This is a genomic window from Modicisalibacter muralis (genome assembly GCF_900102945.1).
Lineage (GTDB): Bacteria > Pseudomonadota > Gammaproteobacteria > Pseudomonadales > Halomonadaceae > Modicisalibacter > Modicisalibacter muralis.
The window spans coordinates 142,211-167,422 of sequence record NZ_FNGI01000009.1; the positions used below are offsets into that span (position 1 = coordinate 142,211).

At 63.7% G+C, this 25,212-nt stretch carries 22 protein-coding genes; 12 read left to right on the forward strand and 10 right to left on the reverse strand.

The features are described from left to right. Positions 1 to 6: 6 nt before the first annotated feature. The 3 genes from BLR92_RS14925 (at position 7) to BLR92_RS14935 (ending at position 2,447) form a co-directional block, all read left to right on the forward strand. The gene (locus BLR92_RS14925) at positions 7 to 1,677 is read left to right on the forward strand and encodes a cobaltochelatase CobT-related protein (protein ID WP_217636597.1); all 1,671 of its coding nucleotides are present in this window, start codon (positions 7 to 9) and stop codon (positions 1,675 to 1,677) included. A 64-nt stretch (positions 1,678 to 1,741) separates the two neighbouring features. Then, entirely contained in the window at positions 1,742 to 2,080 is a 339-nt protein-coding gene (locus BLR92_RS14930; RefSeq protein ID WP_217636598.1) for a Lin0512 family protein, read from the forward strand. Further along, on the forward strand, positions 2,073 to 2,447 hold the full coding sequence (locus BLR92_RS14935; RefSeq protein ID WP_089729994.1) for a Lin0512 family protein: 375 nt from the start codon (positions 2,073 to 2,075) through the stop codon (positions 2,445 to 2,447). The genes BLR92_RS14930 and BLR92_RS14935 overlap by 8 nt, the downstream gene beginning before the upstream one ends. 21 nt (positions 2,448 to 2,468) lie before the next feature. On the opposite strand, the gene BLR92_RS14940 is transcribed toward BLR92_RS14935, so the two are convergent. Beyond that, the gene (locus tag BLR92_RS14940) at positions 2,469 to 3,749 is read right to left on the reverse strand and encodes an NAD(P)/FAD-dependent oxidoreductase (RefSeq protein ID WP_089729996.1); all 1,281 of its coding nucleotides are present in this window, start codon (positions 3,747 to 3,749) and stop codon (positions 2,469 to 2,471) included. A gap of 178 nt (positions 3,750 to 3,927) precedes the next feature. Continuing rightward, the gene (locus BLR92_RS14945; RefSeq protein WP_089729998.1) at positions 3,928 to 5,340 is read right to left on the reverse strand and encodes a sodium:solute symporter family protein; all 1,413 of its coding nucleotides are present in this window, start codon (positions 5,338 to 5,340) and stop codon (positions 3,928 to 3,930) included. Between the two features lie 111 nt (positions 5,341 to 5,451). On the opposite strand from BLR92_RS14945, the gene BLR92_RS14950 reads away from it, so the two are divergent. Then, the gene (locus BLR92_RS14950) at positions 5,452 to 6,399 is read left to right on the forward strand and encodes a LysR family transcriptional regulator (RefSeq protein ID WP_089729999.1); all 948 of its coding nucleotides are present in this window, start codon (positions 5,452 to 5,454) and stop codon (positions 6,397 to 6,399) included. A gap of 11 nt (positions 6,400 to 6,410) precedes the next feature. On the opposite strand, the gene BLR92_RS14955 is transcribed toward BLR92_RS14950, so the two are convergent. From BLR92_RS14955 to xsc, 4 genes are all read right to left on the reverse strand, one after another. After that, positions 6,411 to 7,118, reverse strand: coding sequence for an aspartate/glutamate racemase family protein (locus BLR92_RS14955; RefSeq protein WP_139171608.1), 708 nt, complete (start codon positions 7,116 to 7,118; stop codon positions 6,411 to 6,413). A 70-nt stretch (positions 7,119 to 7,188) separates the two neighbouring features. Then, positions 7,189 to 7,944, reverse strand: a complete 756-nt coding sequence (locus BLR92_RS14960) for a sulfite exporter TauE/SafE family protein (protein WP_089730003.1) — start codon at positions 7,942 to 7,944, stop codon at positions 7,189 to 7,191. 9 nt (positions 7,945 to 7,953) lie between these two features. Next, entirely contained in the window at positions 7,954 to 8,982 is a 1,029-nt protein-coding gene (pta, locus tag BLR92_RS14965; RefSeq protein ID WP_089730005.1) for a phosphate acetyltransferase, read from the reverse strand. A 248-nt stretch (positions 8,983 to 9,230) separates the two neighbouring features. Beyond that, positions 9,231 to 11,051 (reverse strand): sulfoacetaldehyde acetyltransferase, encoded by a 1,821-nt coding sequence (gene xsc, locus BLR92_RS14975; protein WP_245704227.1) that lies wholly within the window; start codon positions 11,049 to 11,051, stop codon positions 9,231 to 9,233. 188 nt (positions 11,052 to 11,239) lie between these two features. Here xsc and BLR92_RS14980 point away from each other — a divergent pair, with 188 nt between their 5' ends. Together BLR92_RS14980 and BLR92_RS14985 are read left to right on the forward strand one after the other, a co-directional pair. Further along, on the forward strand, positions 11,240 to 12,040 hold the full coding sequence (locus BLR92_RS14980) for an IclR family transcriptional regulator (protein ID WP_089730009.1): 801 nt from the start codon (positions 11,240 to 11,242) through the stop codon (positions 12,038 to 12,040). A 238-nt stretch (positions 12,041 to 12,278) separates the two neighbouring features. Then, positions 12,279 to 13,886, forward strand: a complete 1,608-nt coding sequence (locus BLR92_RS14985; RefSeq protein WP_217636599.1) for an alanine/glycine:cation symporter family protein — start codon at positions 12,279 to 12,281, stop codon at positions 13,884 to 13,886. On the opposite strand, the gene BLR92_RS14990 is transcribed toward BLR92_RS14985, so the two are convergent. Continuing rightward, positions 13,883 to 16,222, reverse strand: a complete 2,340-nt coding sequence (locus BLR92_RS14990; RefSeq protein WP_245704228.1) for a putative bifunctional diguanylate cyclase/phosphodiesterase — start codon at positions 16,220 to 16,222, stop codon at positions 13,883 to 13,885. The two genes, BLR92_RS14985 and BLR92_RS14990, sit on opposite strands and share 4 nt — an antisense overlap. Before the next feature lie 260 nt (positions 16,223 to 16,482). On the opposite strand from BLR92_RS14990, the gene BLR92_RS14995 reads away from it, so the two are divergent. The 4 genes from BLR92_RS14995 to BLR92_RS15010 all read left to right on the forward strand — a co-directional run bounded on the left by BLR92_RS14995 (position 16,483) and on the right by BLR92_RS15010 (position 19,501). Beyond that, positions 16,483 to 16,953: a hypothetical protein gene (locus tag BLR92_RS14995; RefSeq protein ID WP_089730011.1), complete on the forward strand. Its 471-nt coding sequence runs from the start codon at positions 16,483 to 16,485 to the stop codon at positions 16,951 to 16,953. 191 nt (positions 16,954 to 17,144) lie between these two features. Then, on the forward strand, positions 17,145 to 18,248 hold the full coding sequence (locus BLR92_RS15000; protein WP_089730013.1) for a malate dehydrogenase: 1,104 nt from the start codon (positions 17,145 to 17,147) through the stop codon (positions 18,246 to 18,248). A gap of 172 nt (positions 18,249 to 18,420) precedes the next feature. Beyond that, complete coding sequence (locus BLR92_RS15005) at positions 18,421 to 19,107, forward strand: SDR family oxidoreductase (protein ID WP_089730016.1); 687 nt, start codon at positions 18,421 to 18,423, stop codon at positions 19,105 to 19,107. A 193-nt stretch (positions 19,108 to 19,300) separates the two neighbouring features. Continuing rightward, positions 19,301 to 19,501, forward strand: a complete 201-nt coding sequence (locus tag BLR92_RS15010) for an XRE family transcriptional regulator (protein WP_245704229.1) — start codon at positions 19,301 to 19,303, stop codon at positions 19,499 to 19,501. A 2-nt stretch (positions 19,502 to 19,503) separates the two neighbouring features. Here the strand turns inward: BLR92_RS15010 and BLR92_RS15015 are convergent, their stop codons facing one another. After that, positions 19,504 to 20,043, reverse strand: coding sequence for a YaeQ family protein (locus tag BLR92_RS15015; RefSeq protein ID WP_089730020.1), 540 nt, complete (start codon positions 20,041 to 20,043; stop codon positions 19,504 to 19,506). Positions 20,044 to 20,203: 160 nt separating this feature from the next. On the opposite strand from BLR92_RS15015, the gene BLR92_RS15020 reads away from it, so the two are divergent. Together BLR92_RS15020 and BLR92_RS15025 are read left to right on the forward strand one after the other, a co-directional pair. Then, positions 20,204 to 21,574, forward strand: a complete 1,371-nt coding sequence (locus BLR92_RS15020; RefSeq protein ID WP_089730022.1) for a DNA-3-methyladenine glycosylase 2 family protein — start codon at positions 20,204 to 20,206, stop codon at positions 21,572 to 21,574. Position 21,575: 1 nt separating this feature from the next. Further along, positions 21,576 to 22,055, forward strand: a complete 480-nt coding sequence (locus tag BLR92_RS15025) for a methylated-DNA--[protein]-cysteine S-methyltransferase (RefSeq protein ID WP_175488830.1) — start codon at positions 21,576 to 21,578, stop codon at positions 22,053 to 22,055. Here BLR92_RS15025 and ilvD read toward each other — a convergent pair. Then, complete coding sequence (gene ilvD, locus BLR92_RS15030) at positions 22,048 to 23,739, reverse strand: dihydroxy-acid dehydratase (RefSeq protein WP_089730024.1); 1,692 nt, start codon at positions 23,737 to 23,739, stop codon at positions 22,048 to 22,050. The two genes, BLR92_RS15025 and ilvD, sit on opposite strands and share 8 nt — an antisense overlap. 67 nt (positions 23,740 to 23,806) lie before the next feature. Next, entirely contained in the window at positions 23,807 to 25,204 is a 1,398-nt protein-coding gene (locus BLR92_RS15035; RefSeq protein WP_089730026.1) for an SLC5/6 family protein, read from the reverse strand. Between the last annotated feature and the right edge of the window lie 8 nt (positions 25,205 to 25,212).

Consider the following 25,212-nt stretch of genomic DNA (forward strand, 5'->3'; position numbering starts at 1 on the left):
GCTAGCTTGCGTGCGATCACCGGCGACGCCGGCCTGCACTATCGCGGCCGGCACCTCTATCGGGGCGAGTCCCGCCTGCCGGCCCATGCACCGCACCTGCGCATCGACTCCGCCGAGGACGACTTCACCGACTGCCGGGCCGCCGCCGATGGCATGGCCCTGCGCCTGCTGCACTCCGACGCGACGCTGCATCGCCGGCTGTGCCCGGAAGACCCGGTCGAGCGACTGGTCTTCGAGCTGCTCGAGCAGCTCCGCGTGGAGACCCGCGCCCCTGACGACATGCTGGGCATGGTGGCCAACCTGCACCAGCGTTTCACGAACTGGTCGCGGCACTTCTATCGCTCCGGGCTGACCGAGGGCACGATCGGCCTGCTGCTCTACAGCGTGGCGCAGATGTGCTGGTCGCGGCTGCAGGCCCGACCGGTGCTGGAGGAGACCGAAGACTACATCGAGGGCACCCGCGCCTCGCTGGTGGGCGAGCTGGGTACGGCGCTGGCCGGCATTCGCCGGTACCGCCACGATCAGGCGGCCTTCGCCGAGCACGCCCTGGCGATCGCCCGGGTCGTCGGCGAGCGGGTCCGGGCCGAGCGTGCCCGAGTCGAAGGGGATGACGACGCACCGGATCAGGCCGCAGAGGACGCCACCGGCGGCTTCGCCCTGCTGCTGGATTTCGACGAGGGCGACGGCGACGAGGACGCCATTGCCGCCGCCCGCACCGGTCATAGCAAGGTCTTCGAGGAGGCCGCCCTCGCCTATCGGGTCTTCACCACGCGCTTCGATCGCGAGGTGGCGGCCGGCAGCCTAGTACGCCGCGCCTTGCTGCGCGAGAACCGCGAACGCCTGGACCGGGCCACCGCCGAGCAGGGCATCAACCTGCCCCGGCTGGCGCGTCGGCTCGGCGCCGTGCTCTGGGAGCCCCGCCACGATGGCTGGGCGTTCGGCCAGGAGGAAGGCCGCATCGACGGCCGCCGCCTCGCCCAGCTGGTCGGCTCGCCCACCGAGCGGCGTCTGTTCTATCAGGATCAGATCAAGCCGGGTACCGATTGCGTCGTCAGCCTGCTGATCGACTGCTCGGGCTCGATGAAGCACCACGCGCTAGCGGTGGCCATGCTGGCCGAGAGCCTGATCCGCGCCCTGGAGATGATCGGCGTCGGCAGCGAGCTGCTCGGCTTCACCACCGGGGCCTGGAACGGCGGCCGCGCCTACCAGGCATGGCTGAGCGGGGGGCGCCCGCGCGGGCCGGGGCGCCTCAACGAGGTCAGCCATCTGGTGTTCAAAGGCGCCGAGCGCAACTGGCGTCGCGCGCGCAGCGATATCGCCGCCCTGCTCAAGCCCGACCTGTTCCGCGAGGGCATCGATGGCGAGGCGGTGGACTGGGCCTGCGAGCGGCTGCTGGCCAGGCCCGAGAACCGGCGCATCCTGATCGTGATCTCCGACGGTTGCCCCTCGGACGGCGCCACCAACCTGGCCAACGACGCCTACTACCTCGACAATCACCTCAAGGCGGTGGTGGCCCGGCGCGCCCAGCAGGGACAGGTAGAGGTTCTCGGCCTGGGCGTGGGCCTGGACCTCAGTCCCTTCTATCGCCGCTGCCTGGCCACCGACCTGTCCCAGGGTCTGGACACGGCCTTGTTCGATGAGATCGTCGCGCTGATCGGCGGCCGCCATCGGCGTTGAGGCGCGAGCCAGGCAGAGAAATAGACTTCACCCACGCAGGAGATATCCATTGGCCAAGACCCGCATGGTGACCCAATTCGGCATGGGCAGCTCGATCCGCAGCCGCGACTACACCCAGGCCGCGGCGCGGGCGATCCGCGACGCCCTGTGGCACAACTCGCTCAACGTAGCCGACGCCTTCGGCTTCCCCAAGGAAGCCATGCTGATCGACGTGGAAATCGGCGTTCAAAAGCCCGAGGCCGTGGAGGTCGCGGCGCTGCTGGGCATCTTCCCCTACGGCCAGCCGCGGGTCTCGGTGGTCAAGGGCGGGCTTGACGTGGACAAGCCCGGCGGCGGGGGCACCAGCGTGATCGCCAATGCCGCCGTCATCGTTTCCTTCGACATGGAGCCCGGCCATGACTGAGCGACGCATCATTCTCGAGATGGGCACCGGCAACGACCTCTACGGCGAGGACTACACCAAGGCGGCCTGCCGCGCCGTGCAGGACGCCCTGCACCACTCGTCGATCGTGCTGTTCAAGTCGCTGGGCATCGAGCACCGCGCGATGCGCGTCCAGGTGACCATCGGCGTGCAGGAACCCGAGCGGGTCGACACCAAGGTGGTGGCGGCGGAGCTGCCCCGCGGTCGCGCCGAGGTCAGCGTGGTGCACGGCGGGCTCGACGTCCACGACCCGGGCAACGCCACCACCCACGTCATCGCCACCGCGGCGATCGCCGCCCTGCTGCCGATCGATGCCGATGCCTGGCGGCTGTGCGAGACCGCGAGCTGAGTCGGGGCATGAGCATAACCACTATCGCCGGTCGCCCATGAAGCGCCCCGGCGAGAGGTTGGCCGAATAGCCGGGCAATTCGTCACCATCGATCATGGCGGCGATAAGCCGACCAGTCTGGGCCGAGAGCGTCAGTCCCAGGTGGCCGTGGCCGTATGCCAGATAGAGGCCTTCGTGGCCTGGCACCGCACCGATGACGGGCAGGCCATCCGGGGTCGAATGGCGCACCCCCAGCCAACGGCCGCCCAGGCTGACCGGGCGACCGAAGAGCGCACTGCCCCAGTGGCGCAACCGTTCCCAGCGTCGCTCGTCGGGCGAACTCGCCGATGCGCTGAACTCCGTGGTGCCGGCGAGCCGGATCCCCTCCTCCATGGGGGTGGCGTAGAAGTGATGGGCCAGCCATCCCACCGGACGCGACAGCGCCAGAGGCGTCTGGAGACTGATGTGGTAGCCACGCTCACTGACGACGGGAAGCTGCACGCCCAGGGCCTTGAGCAAGGCATTGTTGGCGATACCCGCACAGAGCACGACACGGTCGACCAGCGCGTCATGGGGGTGGCCGCCGCCTTCCCCCCGCGCCTGATGCGAGGCGGTCGACAGGCGCCATCCCCCGTCCCGTTGCGCGGTCAGTGCGTGTACTCGAGAGCGATGCCAACGAAGGCCCTGACTCTCGAGCCGCCGCCGCAATGTCTGGCTGACCGCCAGCGGGTTCTTGAGATGACGCGTGCCGGGAAAGAAGACGCCTCCGCGAAGCCCCTCGGCGTTGAGCTCCGGTTCCAGTCCCCGCACTTCCTCGGCGGTCAGGGCCCGACACTCGACGCCATCCCGGCGCTTGGCGGCGGCCACCCCATCGAGGCCTGCCGCCGTGTCGTTATCGCGCACAATCTGCAGACAACCGGTATCGGCGAACAACCCCGGTACATCGAGCGCATCGAGAAGCGCGTGCTGGGCACCGACGGCATCCTCGATCAAGGCGATCAGGGCGGCCTTGTTGCGGGCAAACCGGGCTGGCGTGGCGGCACTCAAGAAGCGCCGACCGAATCCCAGCAGCGAGGGGGTATAGCGGCGGTCGACCGACAGCGAGGCATCCGGTCGGCGCAGCTCCCGGGGCAGGCTCCGCAGGGTATCAAGGCTTGCCATGGGTGCGGTGGCGTAGTTGGCAATCAGCCCGGCATTGCCGAAGGAGGTCCCCTCCCCGGGCACATTGGGGTCATAGAGGTGCACCCGGTGGCCGCGCGCCATCAGCGAGGCGCTCACCGCAAGCCCCACGATACCCGCTCCGATCACGGCAATGGTGGTCATCTCAAGAGTCCTTGAACGACCCAGGCCCTCTCGGGGCCTGGGTGGTGATCATGCAATCGTGGCGCTCAGTTATCGCGGTAGAAACGCCAGGCGGCGATGCCCACACCGACGGCGGCGATCACGCAAACCAGGCTCACGGCATAGAGAGCGAAGGCATAAAGGGTCATGGCAATCTCCATCATTGCGCGTTGGGGGAAGCACTGGCACGAGGCAGCACGCGGAAGCAGCGATAGACCAGGGTGAACACGGCCACGTTGGTGATCACGCCAGCAATGAGCGCGGTGAGTCCGGTGGCCGCCTGGAGATCGAAGGGCCCCCATTTCCAGAAGATGGTCACCAGGGCACCGGCGAGCATGGCGGCAATGGCCGAGCGCGAGCAACGCAGGTCGAAGAGCACCGCAAAGACGAACGGCAGCAGGATGGTCGGCGCCCACAGGGCGTAGCTCAACAACAGCGCGTCGACGATGGAGGTGGCGTAGAGGGCAAAGATCACGGCGCCGATGCCGATCAAAAGGTTGACGATCCGCTCGATCCACAGACGCTTACGCTCGCCCACTCCCGGTTCGATGAACGGCTTGTAGATGTCGCTGACGAAGATCACCGCCGCCGAGTTGAGGTAGGAGTCCGCCGTGGACATCACCACCGCCAGCAGCGAGGCCAGCACCAGCCCCGTGATGCCGACTGGCAGGATGTCGCGGATGAGTGCCGGCATGGCTTGGTCGGGCGAGATGTTCGGATAGAGCACCAGCGCGATCAATCCAATGGTGGCACTGACGAAATAGAACAGGAAACCGAAGCCACCGGCCACGGAGTAGCCGATTCTCGCATGCCGCGAATCCGGCGCGGATAGGGCACGCTGGGTATAAGGGGGAACCAGCGTCTCGCCCAGCAGAAAGGCGACGAAGATACTCACGAACATGCCGATGGAGTAGTCGCCCATCAGGCTGAGGTGGGCCTCGGGAAGACGCTCCACAAGAGCGGCCGGTCCGCCCAGTTCATGAATGCCGATCAGCATGGTCAGAGGCAGGAAGACGGCCAGCATCAAAAACTGCACCACGTCGGTCTGGATGACCGCCCACATGCCACCCACGGTGGAGTACAGCAACACCACCGCCATGCCGATAAGAATGCCGGTGGCTACCTCAATGCCGAGGATAGTGTGGAAGACGGTACCCACCGCCAGCGCCTGGGCGCCGAGGATGCCAACGCAGAACACCAGCGAGAAGATGCCAGTGAAAAGCCTGGCACTGACGCCGAAGTGATGGGCCATGATGTCGCCCACGGTATGCGCATCGGTGTAGCGCTTCAGGCGTGGCGCGATGTAAAGACCGGTCAGCACGGTGGCGATGGGAAAGGCCGAGGCGGCGAACATGAAAGCGTAGCCTTCGGCAAACGTTTTTCCGGCACGCCCCATTGAGGCACCACCGCCGAGGAAGGATGCGGCCAGAGTCGCGAACAGCACCGGCCAGATTATCTTGTTGCCGGCTACCGCGAAGTCCGCGCTGTTGGAGACCTTCCTGGCGCTGCGATAGCCGATCAGTATCAGGATCGCAAAGTACACCAGAAGGCCTAGGAGATCGATCAGGTTCATGGGACACCCTCTTTCTTGACGTTGTGGGTCCCGTCAGCTTCGATGAGGCATGGTATAAAAACAACTGAACCCAGACTATGAGTTCATAAACAAAATTTAGAGCCTATCGTCATGAGAGTACGCCACAACCTACGCCAGTTGCAGATATTCCAGGAAGTCGTGCGCACCGGCAGTCTGTCGAAAGCCGCACGACGGCTGGAGTTGAGCCAGCCCGCAGTGAGCACCGCCATCACCAACCTGGAGCAGGAGGTCGGTTTCCTGCTGTTTCGACGCAATCATTACGGTACCGAACTGACCCCGGAAGCCAAATACCTGGCCGAGGGAGTGGACAAGGTGCTGGCTTCGGTCAAGCATCTGGGCGAACTGTCCGAAGGGCTCTGCCAAGGGCGTGCGGGCAAGCTGACCGTCGGTTGCATGCCCGGCCTATCCCCCGCGGTGCTTCCCCGGGTCATGGCTGCCTATCTAGAAGAGCATCCCGGCAGCCGGCTGTCACTGCAGACGTTCAGTTCCAGCAAGATTGCGGAATGGGTGGCCGAGGGGCAGTTCGACTTGGGCGTCATCGAAATGGATGCCGATATCGGTGACCTGGAGTTGACTCCCTATCATTTGCGCATGCACTTGGCGGTACCTCAGGAGAGCCCTCTGGCCGAGCGTGGCCGGCTGTCCCCCGAGGATCTCGATGGCCAACCGATGATCACGCTGGATGAGCATCATCAGAGTACGCTCAAGCTGAACAACGCCTTCCGGCTTTCCGGCATACGTCTCCAAGTTGGTATCGAGACCCACCTGTTTCCCTCGGCGATCACCTTGGTCAACGAAGGCCTAGGCGCCGCACTGATCGACCCCGTCACCGCAGATGGCTTTCTCAAGCGCCGCGACTGTCGCCTGACCATGGTCCCTTTCGAGCCCGGTATCGATCTGGATATCGCCGTGATCACGTCACGCTTCCATCCCATTTCACGGCAATGTCAGGGGTTTCTTCCCTATCTCAAGGAGAACCTTGGCGCCTGGGAACGGCACTCGCGCCGCGACTGTCCCTGGCGCGTCACTGCGCCTTGAGACGACAAGGGCTAACCGCCCTGGGCGGCGACCGCCAAGTCAATGGCCTGAACGATATCGAACACCGGCAGGCCCGAGGCTTCACGCACTACGGGGGCGAAGGCCGACAGATCGGTGCACTCCAGCACGACGGCGGCAAGGTCTCGTTCCTCTACCAGCTCCAGGGTCGCCTGACGAATTTCGGCGGTCATCGCCTCGACATCGATGGCGTCGCGCTCACCACGCAGGATCACTTCGCTGAACTCACGGCCGTGTTGCAGCCCCTTGATCCGAGTTCGGGTAGCCGGCCGATGCCACCCAACGCCTTCCAGGTGAGGATGCCCTAGGGCATGATCGTCGGCCGTGAGAACGCCAATGCCCCCCTCGCCTATCAGAACGGAAACCCAGGGCAATAAGGTGAGACTGGACAGCACCACCGGAATCGACACCGCTTGCGCTACCTCACGCTGATAGCGCGCCATGAAACCGCAACTGCCGGCGACGACCTTCACTCCATCCGCCTCCAAACGACGGGCACGGTCAATCAGCAGTTGGCAGAGATCATCGCCCGGTGCCTGTAGCAGACGCGGAATGTCCACGCCCTCTAGCACGTCGTAGACCACCGGGTAATCGAAGGTGCGAGGATTGCGCAGATGACCGCGAGGTTTAGCGAAACGCGTGTCCAGGCACAGCACTCCCAGTGGCGTTTCGGTATGGCGGTTCCCACCGTTAATCATCATGGTTCACCTTAAGAAGCTTCATCTTGAACACTGAGCGGCATACGGCTGGAAAACGGCGATACGGCTCCAGCTACCCGCTTGTCGCGTCGCCGAACAGAATGCCGATACCCAATCCGATCAGTGTCAGCATTGCCACCCGGCGCATCCCAATCGGAGATAGCGGGGGCGGCCAGCGCCGGCCGACATAGGTCGCCAGCGCGACCAACGGGATGGCCCAGGCCGTGAGAATGAGGATTTCACCATCCAGCCGGCCCTGGGTGGCGATGAACAGGGTGCGCGTGCCGGAGGTCACGGCGAACAGCAGGATCAGCATGTTGCCGATGCCCGACAGCGGTAGCGGCTGGCGATAGCAATGATAGATCAACGGCGGTCCGGCGATGCCGAACAGTCCGCCGCACAGCCCTGACAAGGTGCCGCTGATGAAGAAGCCGGTAGATGACGACAACGTCTCGCGCTGGCTGGGACGCAGCACCAGACTGACCCCGCCGTAGAGCACCATCAGGCCCAGCAAAATGCGCAGCACACTGGCGGCGCGACCACTGAGGTAGTCGAGCAGCAGCACGCCGACGACGATGGCCGGCACGATGCCCAGGGTCGCCGCGCGGATCGCCCGCCACTCCAGATGTTTTAGCCGGCCCGGCAGGGCCACGGCACAGTTGATCAGCATCATCAGGCTGACCACGGCGGCCATCGAGGCGACTGGAACGATATCCAGGCCACCGGTCGCTCCCATCACGATCATGCCCAGGCCGAAGCCCGTCACCGTCTGAAAATAACCAGCGAAGGCGGCGATCAGCGCGAACAGCAACAGCGTCTCGAGGTTCATCCGACGTCGTCAGCCCGACGCGGCCACGGCGGCCCGCGCCTCGGCCGCCTGCGCCTGGACCGTGGTCACGGCGATGACATGCACGATGTCCGCGACGCTGCAGCCTCGCGACAGGTCGTTGGCCGGCTTGGCCAGGCCCTGTAGCAGTGGACCGATCGCTTCGGCGCCGCCAATCCGCTCGGCCAGCTTGTAGCCGATGTTGCCAGCTTCGAGATCGGGAAAGACCAGCACGTTGGCGCGGCCACCGACCCGCGACTCGGGCAGCTTGCGCGCGGCGATTTCGGCAACAATGGCGGCATCGAGCTGCACGTCCTCGTCGATGGCCAGGTTCGGGCGCTGCATCTTCACCTGCCGCGCCGCCGCGACGACCTTGTCGACTGCGGCGTGCCGGGCGCTACCGCTGGTGGAGAACGACAGCATTGCCACCCGTGGCTCCTCGCCCAGCAGCACTTGGGCACTGTCGGCGGCGGCCATGGCGATATGCGCCAACTGCTCGGCATCGGGATCGATGACCAGCCCACAGTCGGAGAAGATCATGCCGCCCTTGAGACGGTGGAACGGTTTGCACAGCATCATCAAGAAGAAGCTCGACACCAGCGATGTCCCCGGCGCCAACCCCAGCAACTGGATCGCGCAGCGCACCACATCGCCGGTGGTATGCACGGCGCCGGCCACCGAACCATCGGCGTAGCCTTGGCGCACCAGCAGGTTGGCGAAGCACAGCGGCTTCAACACTTCCTGGGCGGCCTGCTCCGCGGTCATGCCCTTCTTTTCGCGCAGGCCGTGCAGCGCCCCGGCGAGTTCGGGCGTCAGCGGCGAGTCGTGGGGATCGATCAGCTCGACGCCGGTGAGATCAAGCCTCTGCTCGGCCGCCGCCGCTGCCACTAGCGAGCGCTCACCCACCAGCAGGATCCGCGCGATGCCTTCCCGCGAGGCCTGGCAGGCGGCCTGCAGCACCCGCGGGTCCTCGCCTTCGCAGAGCACGATGCGTCGGGGCGCCTGGCGGGCCTGATCCATGATTCGATTGAGGGCCTTCATTGGTAAGCGCCTCCACAATGCGTCGCTTCGCCCTACAGCGAAGCGAAAGGAAAAGCCCCGGCCGCGAGACACACGCTGGCCAGGGGAAGCTCAATACCTTTCACCTTAGGAAGGCGCTGATTTATGTCGCGAGCGATGAGGGGTTGGCCGCCGCCGGCGCGCAGGAACCGGAGTTGACTATTGTCAATGAGGATTCCGAGTACCGCCGGCGACCAAGCCATCGAGCGCAGCAATAAATCAGCCGTTCCTCAGACGTAGTCCTGATACTTCTCGAGCAACCGTACCGGCTTCTTCAGCGCATCGCGGCGGAACGGGTCGCCCAGTTCGCGGGTACACATGATCTCGATGATGCAGGTCTTGCCCTCGTTCATCTGCATATCCACGGCCTTCTTCAGCGCCGGGCCCACGTCCTCGAGACGATCCACGGTGATGCCCTCGGCGCCCATCGCGCGGCCGATCTCGGCGAAGCTCTGGTTGTCGAGTTCGCCGGCGACGAAGCGGCGATTATAGAACTCCACCTGGTTCTTCTTCTCGGCCCCCCACTGGCGGTTGTGGAACACCACCGCGGTCACCGGGATCTCGTGACGTACTGCGGTCATGGTCTCCATCAGGCTCATGCCCCAGGCGCCATCGCCGGCGTAAGCAATCGCCGGACGCTCCGGCGCGGCGACCTTGGCACCGATGATGGTCGGTAGCGCATAGCCGCAGTTACCGAAGCTCATCGGTGCGAAGAAGCTGCGCGGCTTCTCGAAGCGCAGGTAACTGTGCGCCACGGCGTTGATGTTGCCGATGTCGGTGGAGACCATGACGTCCTCGGGCATGGCCTTCTCGAGTTCGCGCAGCACCTGGCGCGGGTGCAGGTACTCACCGCCCGAGAATGGCGTCTCGCCCCCGGCCTCGTCGATGGCGTCGAGGCTGAACGGATCCTTCTCGTGGGTCCACTCGTCGAGCTCCTTCTCCCAGGCGGCCTTCTCGTCCTGGATCTTGGCCAGGCGCTCCTCCTTGCTGGCATCGCAGGCCAGTTGGCGGCTCGACAGGCGTTCGGTGATGGCCTCGGCGGCATCCTTGGCGTCGCCGCAGATGCCCACCGAGATCTTCTTCACCAGCCCCAGCATCTTATGGTCGGCGTCGATCTGGATGATCTTGGCGTCCTTCGGCCAGTAGTCCAGCCCATGCTGCGGCAGGGTGCCGAACGGCCCGAGACGGGTGCCCAGAGCGATCACCACATCGGCCTGGGCGATCAGCTTCATGCCTGCTTTGGAGCCCTGATAGCCCAGCGGACCGCACCACAGCGGATGGCTGGCCGGGAACGAATCGTTGTGCTGGTAGCTGTTGACCACCGGCGCGCCGAGGCGCTCGGCCAGCGCCTTGCAGGCGTCGACGCCATCGGCCATTACTACTCCGCCGCCGGAGACGATCACCGGGAACTTGGCATTGGCCAGTAGCTCCGCCGCCTCGTCCAGGCTCCGAGCCCCGCCAGGGCCGCGATCGAGACGCGCCGGCTGGGGGATTTCGGCCTCGATCTCGCCGTAGAAGTAATCGCGCGGGATATTCAGCTGGGTCGGGCCCATCTCGGACATCGCCCGATCGAAGCAGCGCGCGGTGTACTCGGCCATGCGCGACGGATGGGTGACGTGGCCCTGGTATTTGGTGAATTCCTGGAACATCGGCAACTGGTTGCATTCCTGGAAGCCACCCAGGCCGATGCCGGTGGTGCCGGCCTCGGGGGTGACGATGACCACCGGGCTGTGCGCCCAATAAGCGGCGGCGATACCGGTCACGCAGTTGGAGATGCCGGGCCCGTTCTGGCCGATCACCATGCCGTGACGCCCGGAGACCCGCGCGTAGCCGTCGGCCATGTGTGCGGCGCCCTGCTCGTGGACCACCGGAATCAGGCGGATGCCGGCCGGGGCAAAGATATCCATGGCGTCCATGAAGGCCGAGCCCATGATGCCGAACATGTCGGTGACGCCATTGGCGACCATGGTTTCGACGAAGGCCTCCGACGGAGTCATCTTCTGCTTGCCCTGCACGACCGGGCGGTTGTCGTGGTTGTCCTGGGTGCTCATGGGGCGTCCTCCGAGCGAATGTTGATTTATTGGTACGAATAATTCCGTTTTCTGGAATAAGTCGAAATCTAGACGCCTCGAATGACACCGTCAATAAAAATTTCAAAAAATGATATGCTTTCTACCGAAAATAGGGATTGATATATTCCAGTCATGACTCATCGCCCCATCCGTACGAGAGGCTCGAGATGAAATCCGAGGTAGCCAAGATCGATGGCGACACGCCGACGATGCGCCTGCTGGCGCTTCTGGAAGTGATCGCGGAGAAGGATCAGTTCTTCACCCTGCAGGGTCTGGTCGAGGAGACAGGACTGCCCAAGCCGACGCTGCACCGCATGCTGCAGCAGCTCGAGGCCGCCGGCATGTTGCAGCGCGATGGCGACAACCGACAGTACGGCACCGGCGTGCGCCTGCGGCGCCTGGCCGAGACGCTGCTGATGAACAACACCGTGCACGGCGCCCGCCACAGCGTCCTCAGCCAACTGGTCGGGGAAATCGACGAGAGCTGCAACATTACCGCGCTGTCCGGCAACGAGGTGCTCTATCTCGATCGCGTCGAGACCACCGCGCCGCTGCGTTTCTATCTGCACCCCGGATCGCGGGTGCCGGTGCACGCCTCGGCCAGCGGCAAACTGTTCCTGGCGCAGATGAGCCCCGCCCAGCGCAAGCGCCTGCTCGCCCACGTACCTCTGGAACGCTTCACGCCCAATACGCTGATCGACCTGGATGCGCTGGAAAGCGAAATCGAGCGAGTGCGCCGCGACGGCTATGCCTTCGACGATGAAGAGTTCCTGCCTGGGCTAATCTGTATTGCCGTACTGGTGCCGGGCGCCAAGGGGCGCTCGAACCTGGGCATCGCCATCCAGGCGCCTACCATGCGCCTGACGTCGGACCAGGCACTGCAGTTCCTGCCGGCCCTGCAACGCGCCGCCAAGGCGATCGCCGCCATCGACGCCGAGGCCACGCCCGGCAACAGCGCCTTCGCCTGACACACCCGGGGGTCGTCGCACCTATGACGACCGCCGGCTTCCTCAGGCTCCATAATCACCTTCCAACTGGTCCCATCGGTTACCCGCCAGCACTGCTAGGGTCACGTCAATGGCATGACACAACACTGACCGCGAATGTCCCGAATTCCGCTCATGCGCAAGCGTGCCACCCGACAAGTCGATCACGGCACGACACGACGTCGCTACCCAACAACAAGTGCAACGACGAGGTAACTCTATGGCCGATACGATCCGATTTCTCCACCGGTCACGCGTAGCGCTGCGGACACTACTGGCGCTACTGCCGCTGGGCATGGCATCGACAGCCCATGCCGGCATCGACCAAAGCGTCGAGGCACTGGTCGCTCCGATCGCCGACACCGTCTCGTCGCTGATTTTCTTCAGCGTGCCGCTATTCGGTACCGAGCTGCCGCTGGTGGTGCTGTGGCTGGTCGCCGGGGCGGTGTTCTCGACGCTCTACTTCAACTTCATCAACGTGCGCGGCCTGCGCCACGCATTGAAGCTGGTGCGTGGCGACTACGCCTGCCCCAAGGCCAAGGGCGAGGTATCGCACTTCCAGGCGTTGGCCACGGCGGTATCGGGCACGGTGGGTATCGGCAATATTGGCGGGGTGGCCATCGCCGTCTCGCTGGGCGGGCCCGGGGTGCTATTCTGGATGGTGTTGGCCGGTTTCCTGGGCATGTCGACCAAGTTCGTCGAGTGTACCCTGGCCACCCACTACCGCCGCCAGAATGCCGACGGTTCGGTTTCCGGCGGGCCGATGTTCTACCTCAACCGCGGCCTGGCCGAGCGCGGGCTGCCGCGCCTGGGCCGCTTCATGGGCGGCTTCTACGCGGTGGGCATCGTCATCGGCTGCCTAGGCATCGGCAACATGTTCCAGTCCAACCAGGCCTTCGTGCAGTTCGTCAACGTCACCGGCGGCCCAGAGGGAAGCTGGTTCGCCGACAAGGGCTGGCTGTTCGGCCTGGCCATGGCCGCGCTGATCGGTCTGGTGATCCTCGGCGGCATCAAGTCGATTGCCCGCGTTACCGAGAAGATCGTGCCGTTCATGGCGGTCCTCTATTGCAGCATGGCCCTGCTGGTAATTGGCATGAACGCCGAGGCGATTCCCTTCGCGATCAGCGCCATCTTCCACGGCGCATTTACGCCTGAGGGCGTCGCCGGCGGCGCGCTGGGCGCGATCATCATCGGCTTCCAGCGTGCGGTGTTCTCCAACGAGGCGGGCATCGGTTCGGCCGCCATCGCCCACTCGGCGGTACGCACGCGTCACCCGGTCACCGAGGGATACGTGTCGCTACTCGAGCCGTTCATCGACACCATCGTCATCTGCAGCCTGACCGGCCTGGTGATCGTCACCACGCTCTATTACGAGCCCGGCTTTGCCCAGGGGGTCGGCGGCATCGAGATGACCTCGCACGCCTTCGAGCGCAACGTCGCCTGGCTGCCCATTCCCCTGTCGGTCGCCGCGCTGCTGTTCGCCTTCTCCACGGCGATTTCCTGGTCCTACTACGGGCTCAAGGGCTGGTCCTACCTGTTCGGCGAAAGCCAGCTGGGACGCGGCCTGTTCAAGCTGCTGTTCTGCAGCTTCATCGTCATCGGCGCAATGATCCAGCTGCGCTCGATGCTGTCGCTGTCCGATGCGCTGGTGTTCGTCATCTGCGTGCCCAACATCCTCGGCATTTACCTTTTGGCGCCGGTAGTCAAACGCGAGCTCAAGCGCTACCACGCCAAGCTGAGGGATGGCGAGATCGTCGATCATCGCGAGCACCGGGAAGCCTCGCCGGCGGTCCAGCGCGAAGCCCGCACCGCCGGCAAAAGCCTCTAGCGTGATTCTCTCGAAGCCGAGCGCTGCACAGACAGCGCCTCGGTCAGCCCCTCCAGCGGCATCGGTCGATAGAACCAGTAGCCCTGGAACCGCGTGCAATCGTTGGCATGCAAGAATGCCAACTGCTCGGCAGTCTCGACGCCTTCGGCAACGATATCCAGCTTGAGATGCCGCGAGATGGCGATGATCGTCTGCACGATGGCCGCATCGTTGGGGTCGACGATGTCCTGAACGAAACTGCGGTCGATCTTGAGTTCGTCCAGTGGCAGCCGTTTGAGATACGAAAGCGAAGAATAGCCGGTGCCGAAGTCGTCGATGGCGATACCCACGCCGACCCGCTTGAGTGCATGCATGATCGCCACGGCTTCAAGCAGATGGTCGATCAGCACCCCTTCGGTGACTTCGAACAACAAGCGTTCGGGCGCGATGCCAGCTTTATGGATCAGTGCCTCGACATGGCTCACGAAGTCCGGCTGGTTGAAGTGCCGCGGACTGATATTGATCGATAGCCGGGGCAGGTCCCTCGCGTCGATCTGCTGCAGGCATCGACACGCTTCGTCGAGTACCCACTCGTCAAGCTCGACGATCAGGCCGCTCTCTTCGGCCAGGGGAATGAATTCTTCCGGTGAAATCATGCCGTGCTGCGGATGCTCCCAGCGCAACAGCGCCTCGGCACCGACAATGGCCCCGCTGGCATCGACCTGGGGCTGGTAAAACAGCAGCAGCTGGTCCTGCTCCAGCGCACGGCGCAGGTCCTGCTCTAGAGCCACGCGTCGCTCCACCTCTGCCTGCATGCTCGGCAGATAGCCACAGATACGCGCACGCCCCGCGGCCTTGGCCTGATACATGGCGGTATCAGCATGCTTGAGCAGGTCGACGGCGGTTTCCTCGGCACGCGGAAACAATACGTAGCCGATACTCGGCGTCACCTTGAGCGTACGCCCGGAGAGCACATAGGGCGCCGATAGGGCATCCATGATGCGCACGGCAACGGTCCGCGCGGCGTGCTCGGCCTGCTCGCGGCTGCCCTGCAGATCGGCCACCATGACCACGAACTCATCACCGCTCAGCCGCGCGGCGATATCCCCGCCGCGCAGCAGGCTGGTCAAACGTTTCGCCGCGTCGCACAGCAGTCGATCGCCCAACGCATGGCCCAGCGAGTCGTTGACCGACTTGAAGCGGTCGAGATCGAGAAACAGCACCGCGCCTAGGCCGCCATCACGCCGAGATTGTGACAACGTCTGCGACAACCGATCGAGCAGTAGCCGACGATTGGGTAGATCGGTCAGTGGATCGTAATAGGCTTGATAATGAATGGTGGCTTCGGCCTGCTTACGCTCGGTGAAATCCTCGATCACCGTCACGCCACCGACGATATCGCCATCAGCATTACGGACACCATTGAAGAAAGCCCGTAGTGGCATTGTCTTGCCACTGTTCATCGAGACGTAATCGCCTTCATAATAGCCGAAACCTTCGCTCAGCGCGTGCCCTACGGCCTGCTTGACGCGCTCGTCGGGCAACTCGCGCAGGATATCAAGCCCCACCATTTTCTCGCGCGGCGCACCCATGATCTCGAGAAGTTTGTCATTACACTCGACGACCACACCATTGTGATCGAAATGCAACAGGCCCAATGGCGAGGACTGAAAGATCGTACGGTAACGGTTCTCGCTTTCGCGTTGCGAAGCCTCGCGCTCGGTTACCTCGACACGCAGGCGGATATTGTCCTCAATGATCAGACTCAGGCGCCGGCTGACGACCAGCGTCAGCGCCAGAAACAATGCCATTGTGGCCGCAATGAACAGCGCCACCGGGGAGCTGACCAGCGCGTATTGGATCATTAACGGTGCAATGGTCGGAATCAGGAATAGTGCCGCCACGCCCCATACCGAAGAAAGCGTGGTCACCGCGCCAGCGCCCATCCCGGCCAGAATGATCGCTAGTGCCGCCTGATATTCATAATGTTCCATTGAGAAAAACAACAATCCGGCGATGCCCCAGGCCAGCCCCCCGGCAAATGCACCCAACGCGAACCACCCGAGCCAACACCTCCGCACTTGCTCAGTTGGCGTCTGGCGGTGAAAACGTATTGCCAGCCATAGGCGTAACAACGAGATCACCGAATGCGCCGCCAGCCAGGCCAGCAACACGCTGTGTCCAATCACCGACCAAAGAGCCATGACCAGTAGCAGGGCGCCGATCAGGCTGGCCAACACTGGCTGCCATAACCCGTCATAGAGCATCCTGATCTGCTCGCGGCGCACGATGCGCTGCTGTTTGCTCATCCCGTCGGATTCGGCTATCGCCTCGAGACGCCTAAGGAAGGCTGACATGCTCACTCCTTTCACCGCACCGCGCATATCACCAACACTCTTCAATGTAATGCATCGCACCGATCCGCCAAGCTGACATTTGAACTCGTAGCACTACAATGATCGTACTCTGGCGCCGCGCCAAAGCCTTCAATAGCAAACGATACAGCATCAAATTCGTCATACCGACCAAGGCCCTTTCGGCTCAGATATTTCGTATTGCACGTCATCAGACGCGCTTAGCATACTTGACGCCTTGCCCGGCAAGGAGCGCCGACCCCATGCAACGCACGACAGGCATAACCTGTACGACAACCGATAGGCTGCGGATCGAACCACGCCACTGGTATGCCTGGCAGATGCTGCCAGGGTACCGGGAAGAATGCAGCCAGCCCTATTACTCACCCATCTACGTGACGCGAGTCATTCCGCGAAAAACCGGACAGTCGATCCTGTCGCTCGAGTTCTTCAACGTGCTGTACCTGGATGGCGCTCAGGATTTCAACCTGAACATACGACTCTTGCGGCGCTACCGAAATTACCTGGTCGCCGACCTGCTCTACCCCGAGGAGAGCCTGCAACAAGTCGCGATCATCAGTCGGATCAAATTCGGCTGGCTCAATCAGCACTGCCGACACATCCTCGAGCAGTATCCACCGGCGCTGCTCGATCAGGACGCCCAAGAGAATGCCTCGACCTATCTCGACGCCGCTTTTCCCTATGTCAAGCAGCAGGCCGCGTTACCCATATAGTCGCAAAAATGCTCGATTGATTGGCGATGCCCTGCCTTTCTTGCCACCAGCCCTGCTATGATTGCCGAACGACGAGGGTGCGCAAATAACATGCGTTATCCAACGTCGATTGTCGCGCGGCCCTATTGTCCTGTCCGCGACAGGATGGGAATGGTGGTCGTTGTCTTAACCGACCCAGGGGGGACCACGCATTGAAACGCCCTGTTCGTATCGCTATCACCGGCGCCGCCGGTAGTATCAGTAACTCGTTGATCTTTCGTATCGCCGCCGGTGACATGCTCGGCCCCGATCAGCCCGTGATACTGCAACTCATCGAACGTCCCGAAGCCATGGAAGCCCTGCGCGGCGTGGCCATGGAGCTCGAAGACTGTGCCTTTCCGCTGGTGCATGCGGTACGCCTGCACGACAACGCCGAAGACGGTTTCAGCAAGGTCCACTTCGCGCTGCTGGTCGGCGCCAAGCCGCGTGGCAAGGGCATGGAGCGCAAGGATCTGCTGGAAGCCAACGCCGAAATCTTCAGTGTCCAGGGGCGTGCGCTGAACGATCACGCCAACCCGGACGTCAAGGTACTGGTAGTCGGCAACCCGGCCAATACCAACGCGCTGATCGCCAGCCGCAACGCGCCGGGCCTGTCGCCGTCGCAGTTCACCGCGATGAGCCGGCTCGATCACAACCGCGCCAAGGGCAGCCTCGCCAACCATATCGGCGCCAATCCCGCCGACGTCACCCGCGTCGCGGTATGGGGCAACCATAGCGCCACTCAATACCCCGATATACGCAACGCCGAAGCGTTCGGTGAGCCGGTGATGCCGAATCTCGACGCCAAATGGATCAGTGAAACCTTCATTCCTCGCGTTCAGCAGCGCGGCGCCGAAATCATCGCTGCGCGCGGCCAGTCCAGCGCGGCTTCCGCCGCGAACGGCGCTATCGACCACATGCGCGACTGGGTGAAGGGCACGCCGGACGGCGACTTCGTCAGCATGTGCATTCCTTCCGATGGCAGCTACGGCGTGGCCAAGGGCATCGTCTACTCGTTCCCGGTGCGTTGTCGCTTCGGGCGCTACCAGATCGTTCAGAATCTGCCCATCGACGACGACGCCAAGCAGCGCATGAAGGCCACCGAGCAGGAACTGCTCGAGGAGAAAGCCGCGGTTGAGCACTTGCTGCCCGCCGCGACCGAGGAAGCGCAGAACGCCATCAGTACCCGCCTGCGCTCGGGCGCCCTGCGTTACGCCGAGGAAGATGCTCTGGACGACAGCGAAGCCTGTGTACTGCGTACCGATCGACTGATGTAAGCATCACCGCCGTATGATGTGAACGATGCCCGCAAGGCAGGTACGAAATGCCAGCCTTGCGGGCATCGCTATATAAGCGTCTCCTCACTCCGTGTATCGACGAAATAATGACATTGCGTCATGCGTGGTTACTTACCATGCTAGAAATGTCACCGTGAGGAGCGAGACGACGATGAACGATCGCGTATTCCTGATCACCGGCGCCTCCAGCGGCATCGGCGCCGCCACCGCCCGCGCCGCCCATCGTGAAGACTACAAGCTGGTACTGGCTGCCCGTTCGACCGACAAGCTCGAGGCCCTGGCTCGCGAGTTCGGCCCCGAAGACGTATTGGTCGCCGATTGCGACGTGACCTCAATGGACGACCAGCAAGTCATGGTCGAACAAGCGCTGGAGCGCTTCGGGCGTATCGACGTGGTATTCGCCAATGCCGGGCGCGGCGGCTCTCCCGGCGGTTTCAGCGAAGCCGATCATGCAGCCTGGCGCGACATGCTGATGACCAACGTCTACGCCGTCGGCGTGACGATTCAGGCCACCCTGCCCGCGCTGCGCAAAAGCCGCGGACATATACTTCTCACCGGCTCCGCCGCCGGGCGGACGACGATTCCCGGCTCGATGTACAGCGCCAGCAAATGGGCGGTAAGTGGTATCGGCTACAACCTGCGCGAGGAACTGCGCGGCAGTGGCATACGCGTCACCCTGATCGAACCCGGCATGGTCGATACCGCCTTTTTCGACCAACCGCCGGAACATGCCTTGCAGGATCGCGACATCGCCAAAGCCGTGATGTACGCCGTCGGTCAGCCCGCGCATGTGGACGTCAACGAGATACTCGTACGCCCTACGCCGCCCCTCGAATAAAACATCAACCGACGGTTACAAAAAAACGTTCGATGAAGCCGATTTCGGACTGGCGCAACACGCCAAAATTACGCATGCTGAAGCGCATCGACAGTCAGTCACCTGGAGCTTCATGGACGCGGTACGACAGATCAACGACAGTGCTTTCCACACACAGTCGTCGAAGGCAAAAAGCGATTTCGACATCAGAGACATGGAGAAACGCACCCGCCTGATGCGCGTGGTCACACGCCGCATCGCCGTCTCGGAGCTGGGCAACCGGGAAATCGCCCAGCGCGCCGGCATTCCTACCCAGCGCATCAGCGACCTGCTCGCTGGCCGCCTCGAGCAGTTCTCGGTGGACGAACTTCAGGCGTTGCGCGAGACTGTAGAGGACGACACGCTAGCGCCGTGATGTCACCTTTCCCCCAATAGCCATTCCAGTTGCAGTTCGTGCTGGCCCTGCTCATCGGTCACATACAGCGTGCCTTCGGTGATCATCACCGCCCACTTGATGGCGCGCGGCAAATCCAGGGCCAGCTCGGTCAACGCCGCTTGCGGCAATGCCGCGATATTGACGTTTTTCAGCGCGCCGACGGCCGGCACGACCTTGCCTTCCCATACGCGTAGACTGCCGTATGCGAGCAGCGAGACCTTCTCGGCGCGCCGCGAGCACCAGGTCAGGCGTTCGGCATCCGGCTGACCGACCTCGATCCAGTGCAACACGCGCCCGTCGAGGCTCTTCCCCCATAACGCCGGCTCGTCGACATCGGAAAGACCACGCCCGAATGCCAGGTTCTCCTGGTACCACAGCGCATGCGCCAGCAATCGCGCGGCCAGTCGCTCCTCGGTTTCGGAGGGATGGCGCGCCACGGTGAAACGCAGTGTCTCATAGACGCCGCGATCCAGATCGGTGAGGCTGAGTTCGACTTTATACGGTGTGGCGGACAAGGCCATGACGTGCTTCCCAGCGAAACGAAAGAGGCCGACAGTCTAGCCGGAAAGCCTCACGCTTACGATTGCCACGGCGGCTTTTCCATTGAGTTCCGTTTCCGGCTAGTCATCGCCGCGCGCCGCTCTACACTGGGTAGCATCTTCATGGCTCGGAAAGACTATCGTGCTGGATTCGGATACCTGCCATCGCGCCCGCCTGTCGCGAGACCCGCGCTTCGACGGCCAGTTCTTTACCGCGGTAAGGACCACCGGCATTTATTGCCGCCCGGTGTGCCCGGCCACGCCGCCGCATGAGCGCAACGTGGCGTACTTTTCGAGCGCCGTCGAAGCGGCCCATGCCGGCTACCGCCCCTGCCTGCGCTGCCGACCGGACAGCGCGCCCGGCTCGCCGGCCTGGAAGGGCGTGGACACCACCCTGGAGCGCGCCTTGCAATTGATCGACGAAGGCGCCCTGCAGAACGCCTCGCTGGGCCGGCTCAGCGAGCGCCTGGGCATCAGCGACCGCTACCTGCGACAACTCTTTCAGAAGCGTTTCGGTGTCTCGCCGAAGACCTATGCGCTCTATCAGCAATGCCTGTTTGCCAAACAGCTGCTGCATCAGACCAATCTGCCGGTCACCGATGTGGTCTACGCTAGCGGCTTTCAAAGCATCCGGCGCTTCAACGACTGCTTCAAGACGCAGATCGGACTCAACCCCAGCCAGCTACGCCGCCAATCCAAGCCGGACGGCAACGAGCTCACGCTGCAACTCGCCTATCGCCCGCCCTATGCCTGGCAAACGCTGCAAGGCTTCCTGGCCAAACGCCTGATCGATGGCCTGGAGTGGATTGGTGACGACTACTACGGTCGCAGCTTCACCTGGCGAAAAGCCAAGGGGCACTTCACCGCCACGCATGACCCGCATCGACACCGCTTCCTCGTCGCGCTGGAAATCGACGATCTGACCGCCATGAAATCGGTGGTCTACAACATTCGCCGGATGCTCGACCTGGACGCGGATACCCGGCGGATCGAAGCGCATCTGGCCCAGGCAATCCCTGGCCTGCCGCTGATCGAGGGGTTACGCCTGCCAGGCATATGGAGTCAGTTCGAGGCCGGCATACGGGCGATTCTCGGTCAGCAGGTATCGATCGTCGCCGCGCGGCGGCTGGTGCAAACATTGGTCGATCAGCTCGGCGAGCCGCTCGATGACCTTTCCAGTGCCCAGCGCCGTCGCTTTCCCGAGCCGGCGCGCATCGCGGCAAGCGATCTGGCCTTCTTGAAGATGCCCGGCACACGCCGAGAAACGCTTCAGCGCCTCGCGCAGTGGCATTTGGATCACGAGGACACGCGCGACGCCAACCAATGGCTGGCGCTGAAAGGCATCGGCCAATGGACGGTGGATTACGCGCGAATGCGCGGCGCCAGCCACCCGGATATCTGGCTGGGTGGCGATCTCGGCGTGAAGAAAGCCCTCGGCGAGCTGGGCAGCGCCGACCCCGCCGCTGCCTCGCCCTGGCGCAGCTATCTAACCTTTCAACTGTGGAATCGCTGACATGTACCTGGACTATTTCACCCCGACCGACTCCCCCATCGGCCTGCTGGAAATACGCGCAAGCGATGCGGGCATCACGCATATTCTGTTCGTCGATGAGCCGGTCAAGGCTGTTAACACCCATCCACTGATCGAGCGTTGCAAGACCCAGCTGGAGGAGTATTTCCAGGGTCGACGGCAAACCTTCGACGTAGCACTGGCGCCTCAGGGCACGGTGTTTCAGCAGCGCGTGTGGCTGCAATTACGCGGGATCGCGTATGGCGAGACATGCAGCTACGCGACGATTTCCCGTGGCATCGGCAGCCCCAACAGCCATCGCGCCGTGGGCGCCGCCAACGGGCGTAATCCGCTGTCGATCATCGTGCCCTGCCACCGGGTGATCGGCAGCAATGGGCAACTGACCGGCTACGCCGGCGGGCTGGAAAGAAAACAGTGGCTGCTGCGCCATGAGCAGGCGCACATGGATTTCGCGCTCAGTTAGGCAAATCCGTCACCGCACCCTCCGACGCCGAACTCACCACCCGCGCATACTTGGCCAACACGCCGCGCATGTAGTGCGGCGCGGGCCGGCGCCAGGCAGCGCGGCGCAGCTCGAACTCGTCGCTGCTGATGTTCACGGTGAGGGTATCGGCCTCGGCGTCGATGGTGATCTCGTCGCCTTCCGCAACCAGCGCCAGCGGTCCGCCTTCGAAGGCCTCCGGGGTGATATGCCCGACCACAAAGCCGTGGCTGCCGCCCGAGAAACGCCCATCGGTGATCAGCGCTACCTCGTTGCCCAGGCCACGGCCCATGATCGCCGAGGTAGGAGTGAGCATCTCGCGCATGCCGGGGCCGCCCTTAGGGCCCTCGTAACGAATCACCACCACGTCGCCGGCGACCACGCTACCGTCGTCGATGCGTGCCTGGGCCTCCTCCTCGGAACCGAACACCCGCGCCCGACCGCTGAACCGGGTGCCCTCCTTGCCGGTGATCTTGGCCACCGCCCCGCCGGGCGCCAGGTTACCGTAGAGGATGCGCAGATGGCTCTGCGCCTTGATCGGCCTGTCGAGCGGCTGGATGATTTGCTGGTCGTCCGGATAGGGCGCGACGTCAGCGAGGTTCTCGGCCAGCGTTTTACCCGTCACGGTCAGGCAATCACCGTGCAGCAGGTCGGCGTCGAGCAGAGTTTTCATCAACGGCTGGATGCCGCCGATTTCCACCAGTTCCGACATCATGTAATGGCCGCTGGGGCGCAGGTCGGCGACCACCGGCACACGCCGGCCGATACGCGTGAAGTCGTCCAGCGTGAGTTCGACGCCAATCGCGCTGGCCATGGCGATCAAATGCAGCACGGCGTTGGTCGAGCCGCCCAGCGCGATCGTCACGGTGATCGCGTTCTCGAAGGCGTCACGGGTCATGATGTCGCTGGGCTTTAGATCGCGCTCGAGCAGATCGAGTACCGCCGCCCCGGCGGCGCGACAGTCATCGTGCTTGTTTTGCGAGACGGCGTTCTGCGCCGAGGAGTTGGGTAAGCTCATGCCCAGCGCCTCGATGGCCGAGGCCATGGTGTTGGCGGTGTACATGCCGCCGCACGAGCCCGGGCCGGGAATCGCCGTTTCTTCGATCTGCTTGACCTCGATGCGGTCGATGTCGCCTCGCGAGTGCGCACCCATCGCCTCGAATACCGAAACGATATCGGTATGATTCTCGCCGGGCAGAATGGTCCCGCCATAGACGAACACGCTGGGGCGGTTGAGCCGCGCCAAGCCGATCAGGCAGCCCGGCATGTTCTTGTCGCAGCCGCCGATCGCCACCAGGCCGTCGAAGCCTTCACAACCCGCCACCGTCTCGATGGAATCGGCGATCACCTCGCGCGAGACCAGCGAATACTTCATGCCCTCGGTGCCGTTGGCGATGCCGTCGGAAATGGTGATGGTGTTGAAGATCACGCCCTTGCCGCCGGCTTCGTCGGCGCCCTGGCTGGCATCTTCGGCGAGCTTATCGATGTGGCTGTTGCAGGGCGTGACCTGGCTCCAGGTCGAGGCGATACCCACCTGCGGCTTGCTGAAATCCGCATCGGTAAAGCCCACCGCACGCAGCATGGCACGGCTGGCCGCCTTGCCGGGCCCATCGACCACTGGGCCGGAATAGCGGCGGCGCTGATCCTGATTGTGTTCCTCACTCATGGCATGGCTCTCCGTGGCGGTTCGCTACACTGCTTTTGAGTCTGGAACCTGGTCCCGGCGGTTGCAACTAACCGTATTGATGCGCCAGGCGCGGTTTGAACACGGCAACCAACACACCAACCGATGTCGATGCCGCCAGTGCCCCGACGAACGGCCCCAGCGTCGGCACGCCACCCGGGAAGCTGGCGGCCAGCAGACCCGCCATCAAATCACCTTGCGCGATCCAGCCCGGCAGCAGCGCACCGATCAGCCCCGCCACGCCACCACTGACCGCCGCCGCGGTGCTCATGCGCGACCACAACCCCAGCAATACCGGCACCACGGCAGTCGCGCACAGCAGATCGGCGATCAGGAACAACCGCAGCACCGAAATGCCCTGCAGCGCGATCACCACCACCGGCACCATCAACGCGACGGTGATCAAGCGCGCACCACCGAGTGAGCGGCCCTTGTGAGCGAGACCGTCGCCCTCATCCACCGCCAGCGAAGCGATGCCGTTTTGCAGCGTATCCACGCTGGATGCCACCAGCGTCACCGCCAGCACCAGCGCGAGCAGTGTCAACCAGGCAGGCGCGCCATCGAGCAGGGCAAAGAACGGCAGCGGCGGCTCACCCAGCGCCATCCCGCTCATCGCGGCGACGATGCCCAGGCCGCCGACCACGGCGACCACCACCACGGTCGTCACGCCGCCCAGCAGCGCACCACGCCCCAGCGCTTGGCCGCTTCTAGCCGCCCACACGCGCTGCCAATAGCCTTGGTGAAAAAGATTGGCGGCGGTCACCGCGATCACCAGTGTCAACGCCACGCCCAATGCACTGCCCGTCGGCACGCTCGGCATGACGGCATCGGCGGAAAGCGCCGGCAGGCGATCCAGCGCCACGAAACCCACCACCGCGAGCAGGCCGATCAACAGCAGCGCCTGCCAGCGGTCGGTGACCAGGCTCGCGCGCAACCCGCCCCAAGTGGTGTAGATCAACGTGGTGATCGCCACGCCGATCACCGCCACGCTACCCGGCACATCGGAGAGCAGCGAGGTGATGCCACCGATTGCCGTCAACTCCGCCGCCAGGAAACAACCCATGTAGAGTATTGATATCAACGATACATAGCGGCGCACGCCGACGCCGAAGCGTGACTCGGCAAACTCGCCGATGCTGCGCCCCTGCGGCAAATGGCGGCGAATCGACGGGCCGCACAGGCCCAGGACGATGAACGGCAACGCCGAACCGATGGCGTAGCCGGCAAGCGCTATAGGCCCGACGAAGGCACCGACTTCGGGTGGCGCGAACAGGATCCACGCGCCCATTCCCGAGGCCAGAAAAGACAGCCCCAGCGTCGAAGCGCCCTGGGAATTTCGCGCGGTCACATAATCATCGAGTTGGGCATCGGCGCGACTCGCACGCAGCCCGAGAACGGCAAACAGCAACAAGGCCGCGCCCAGCGCAGCCAGGGTGATATAAAACATGTCGCGCT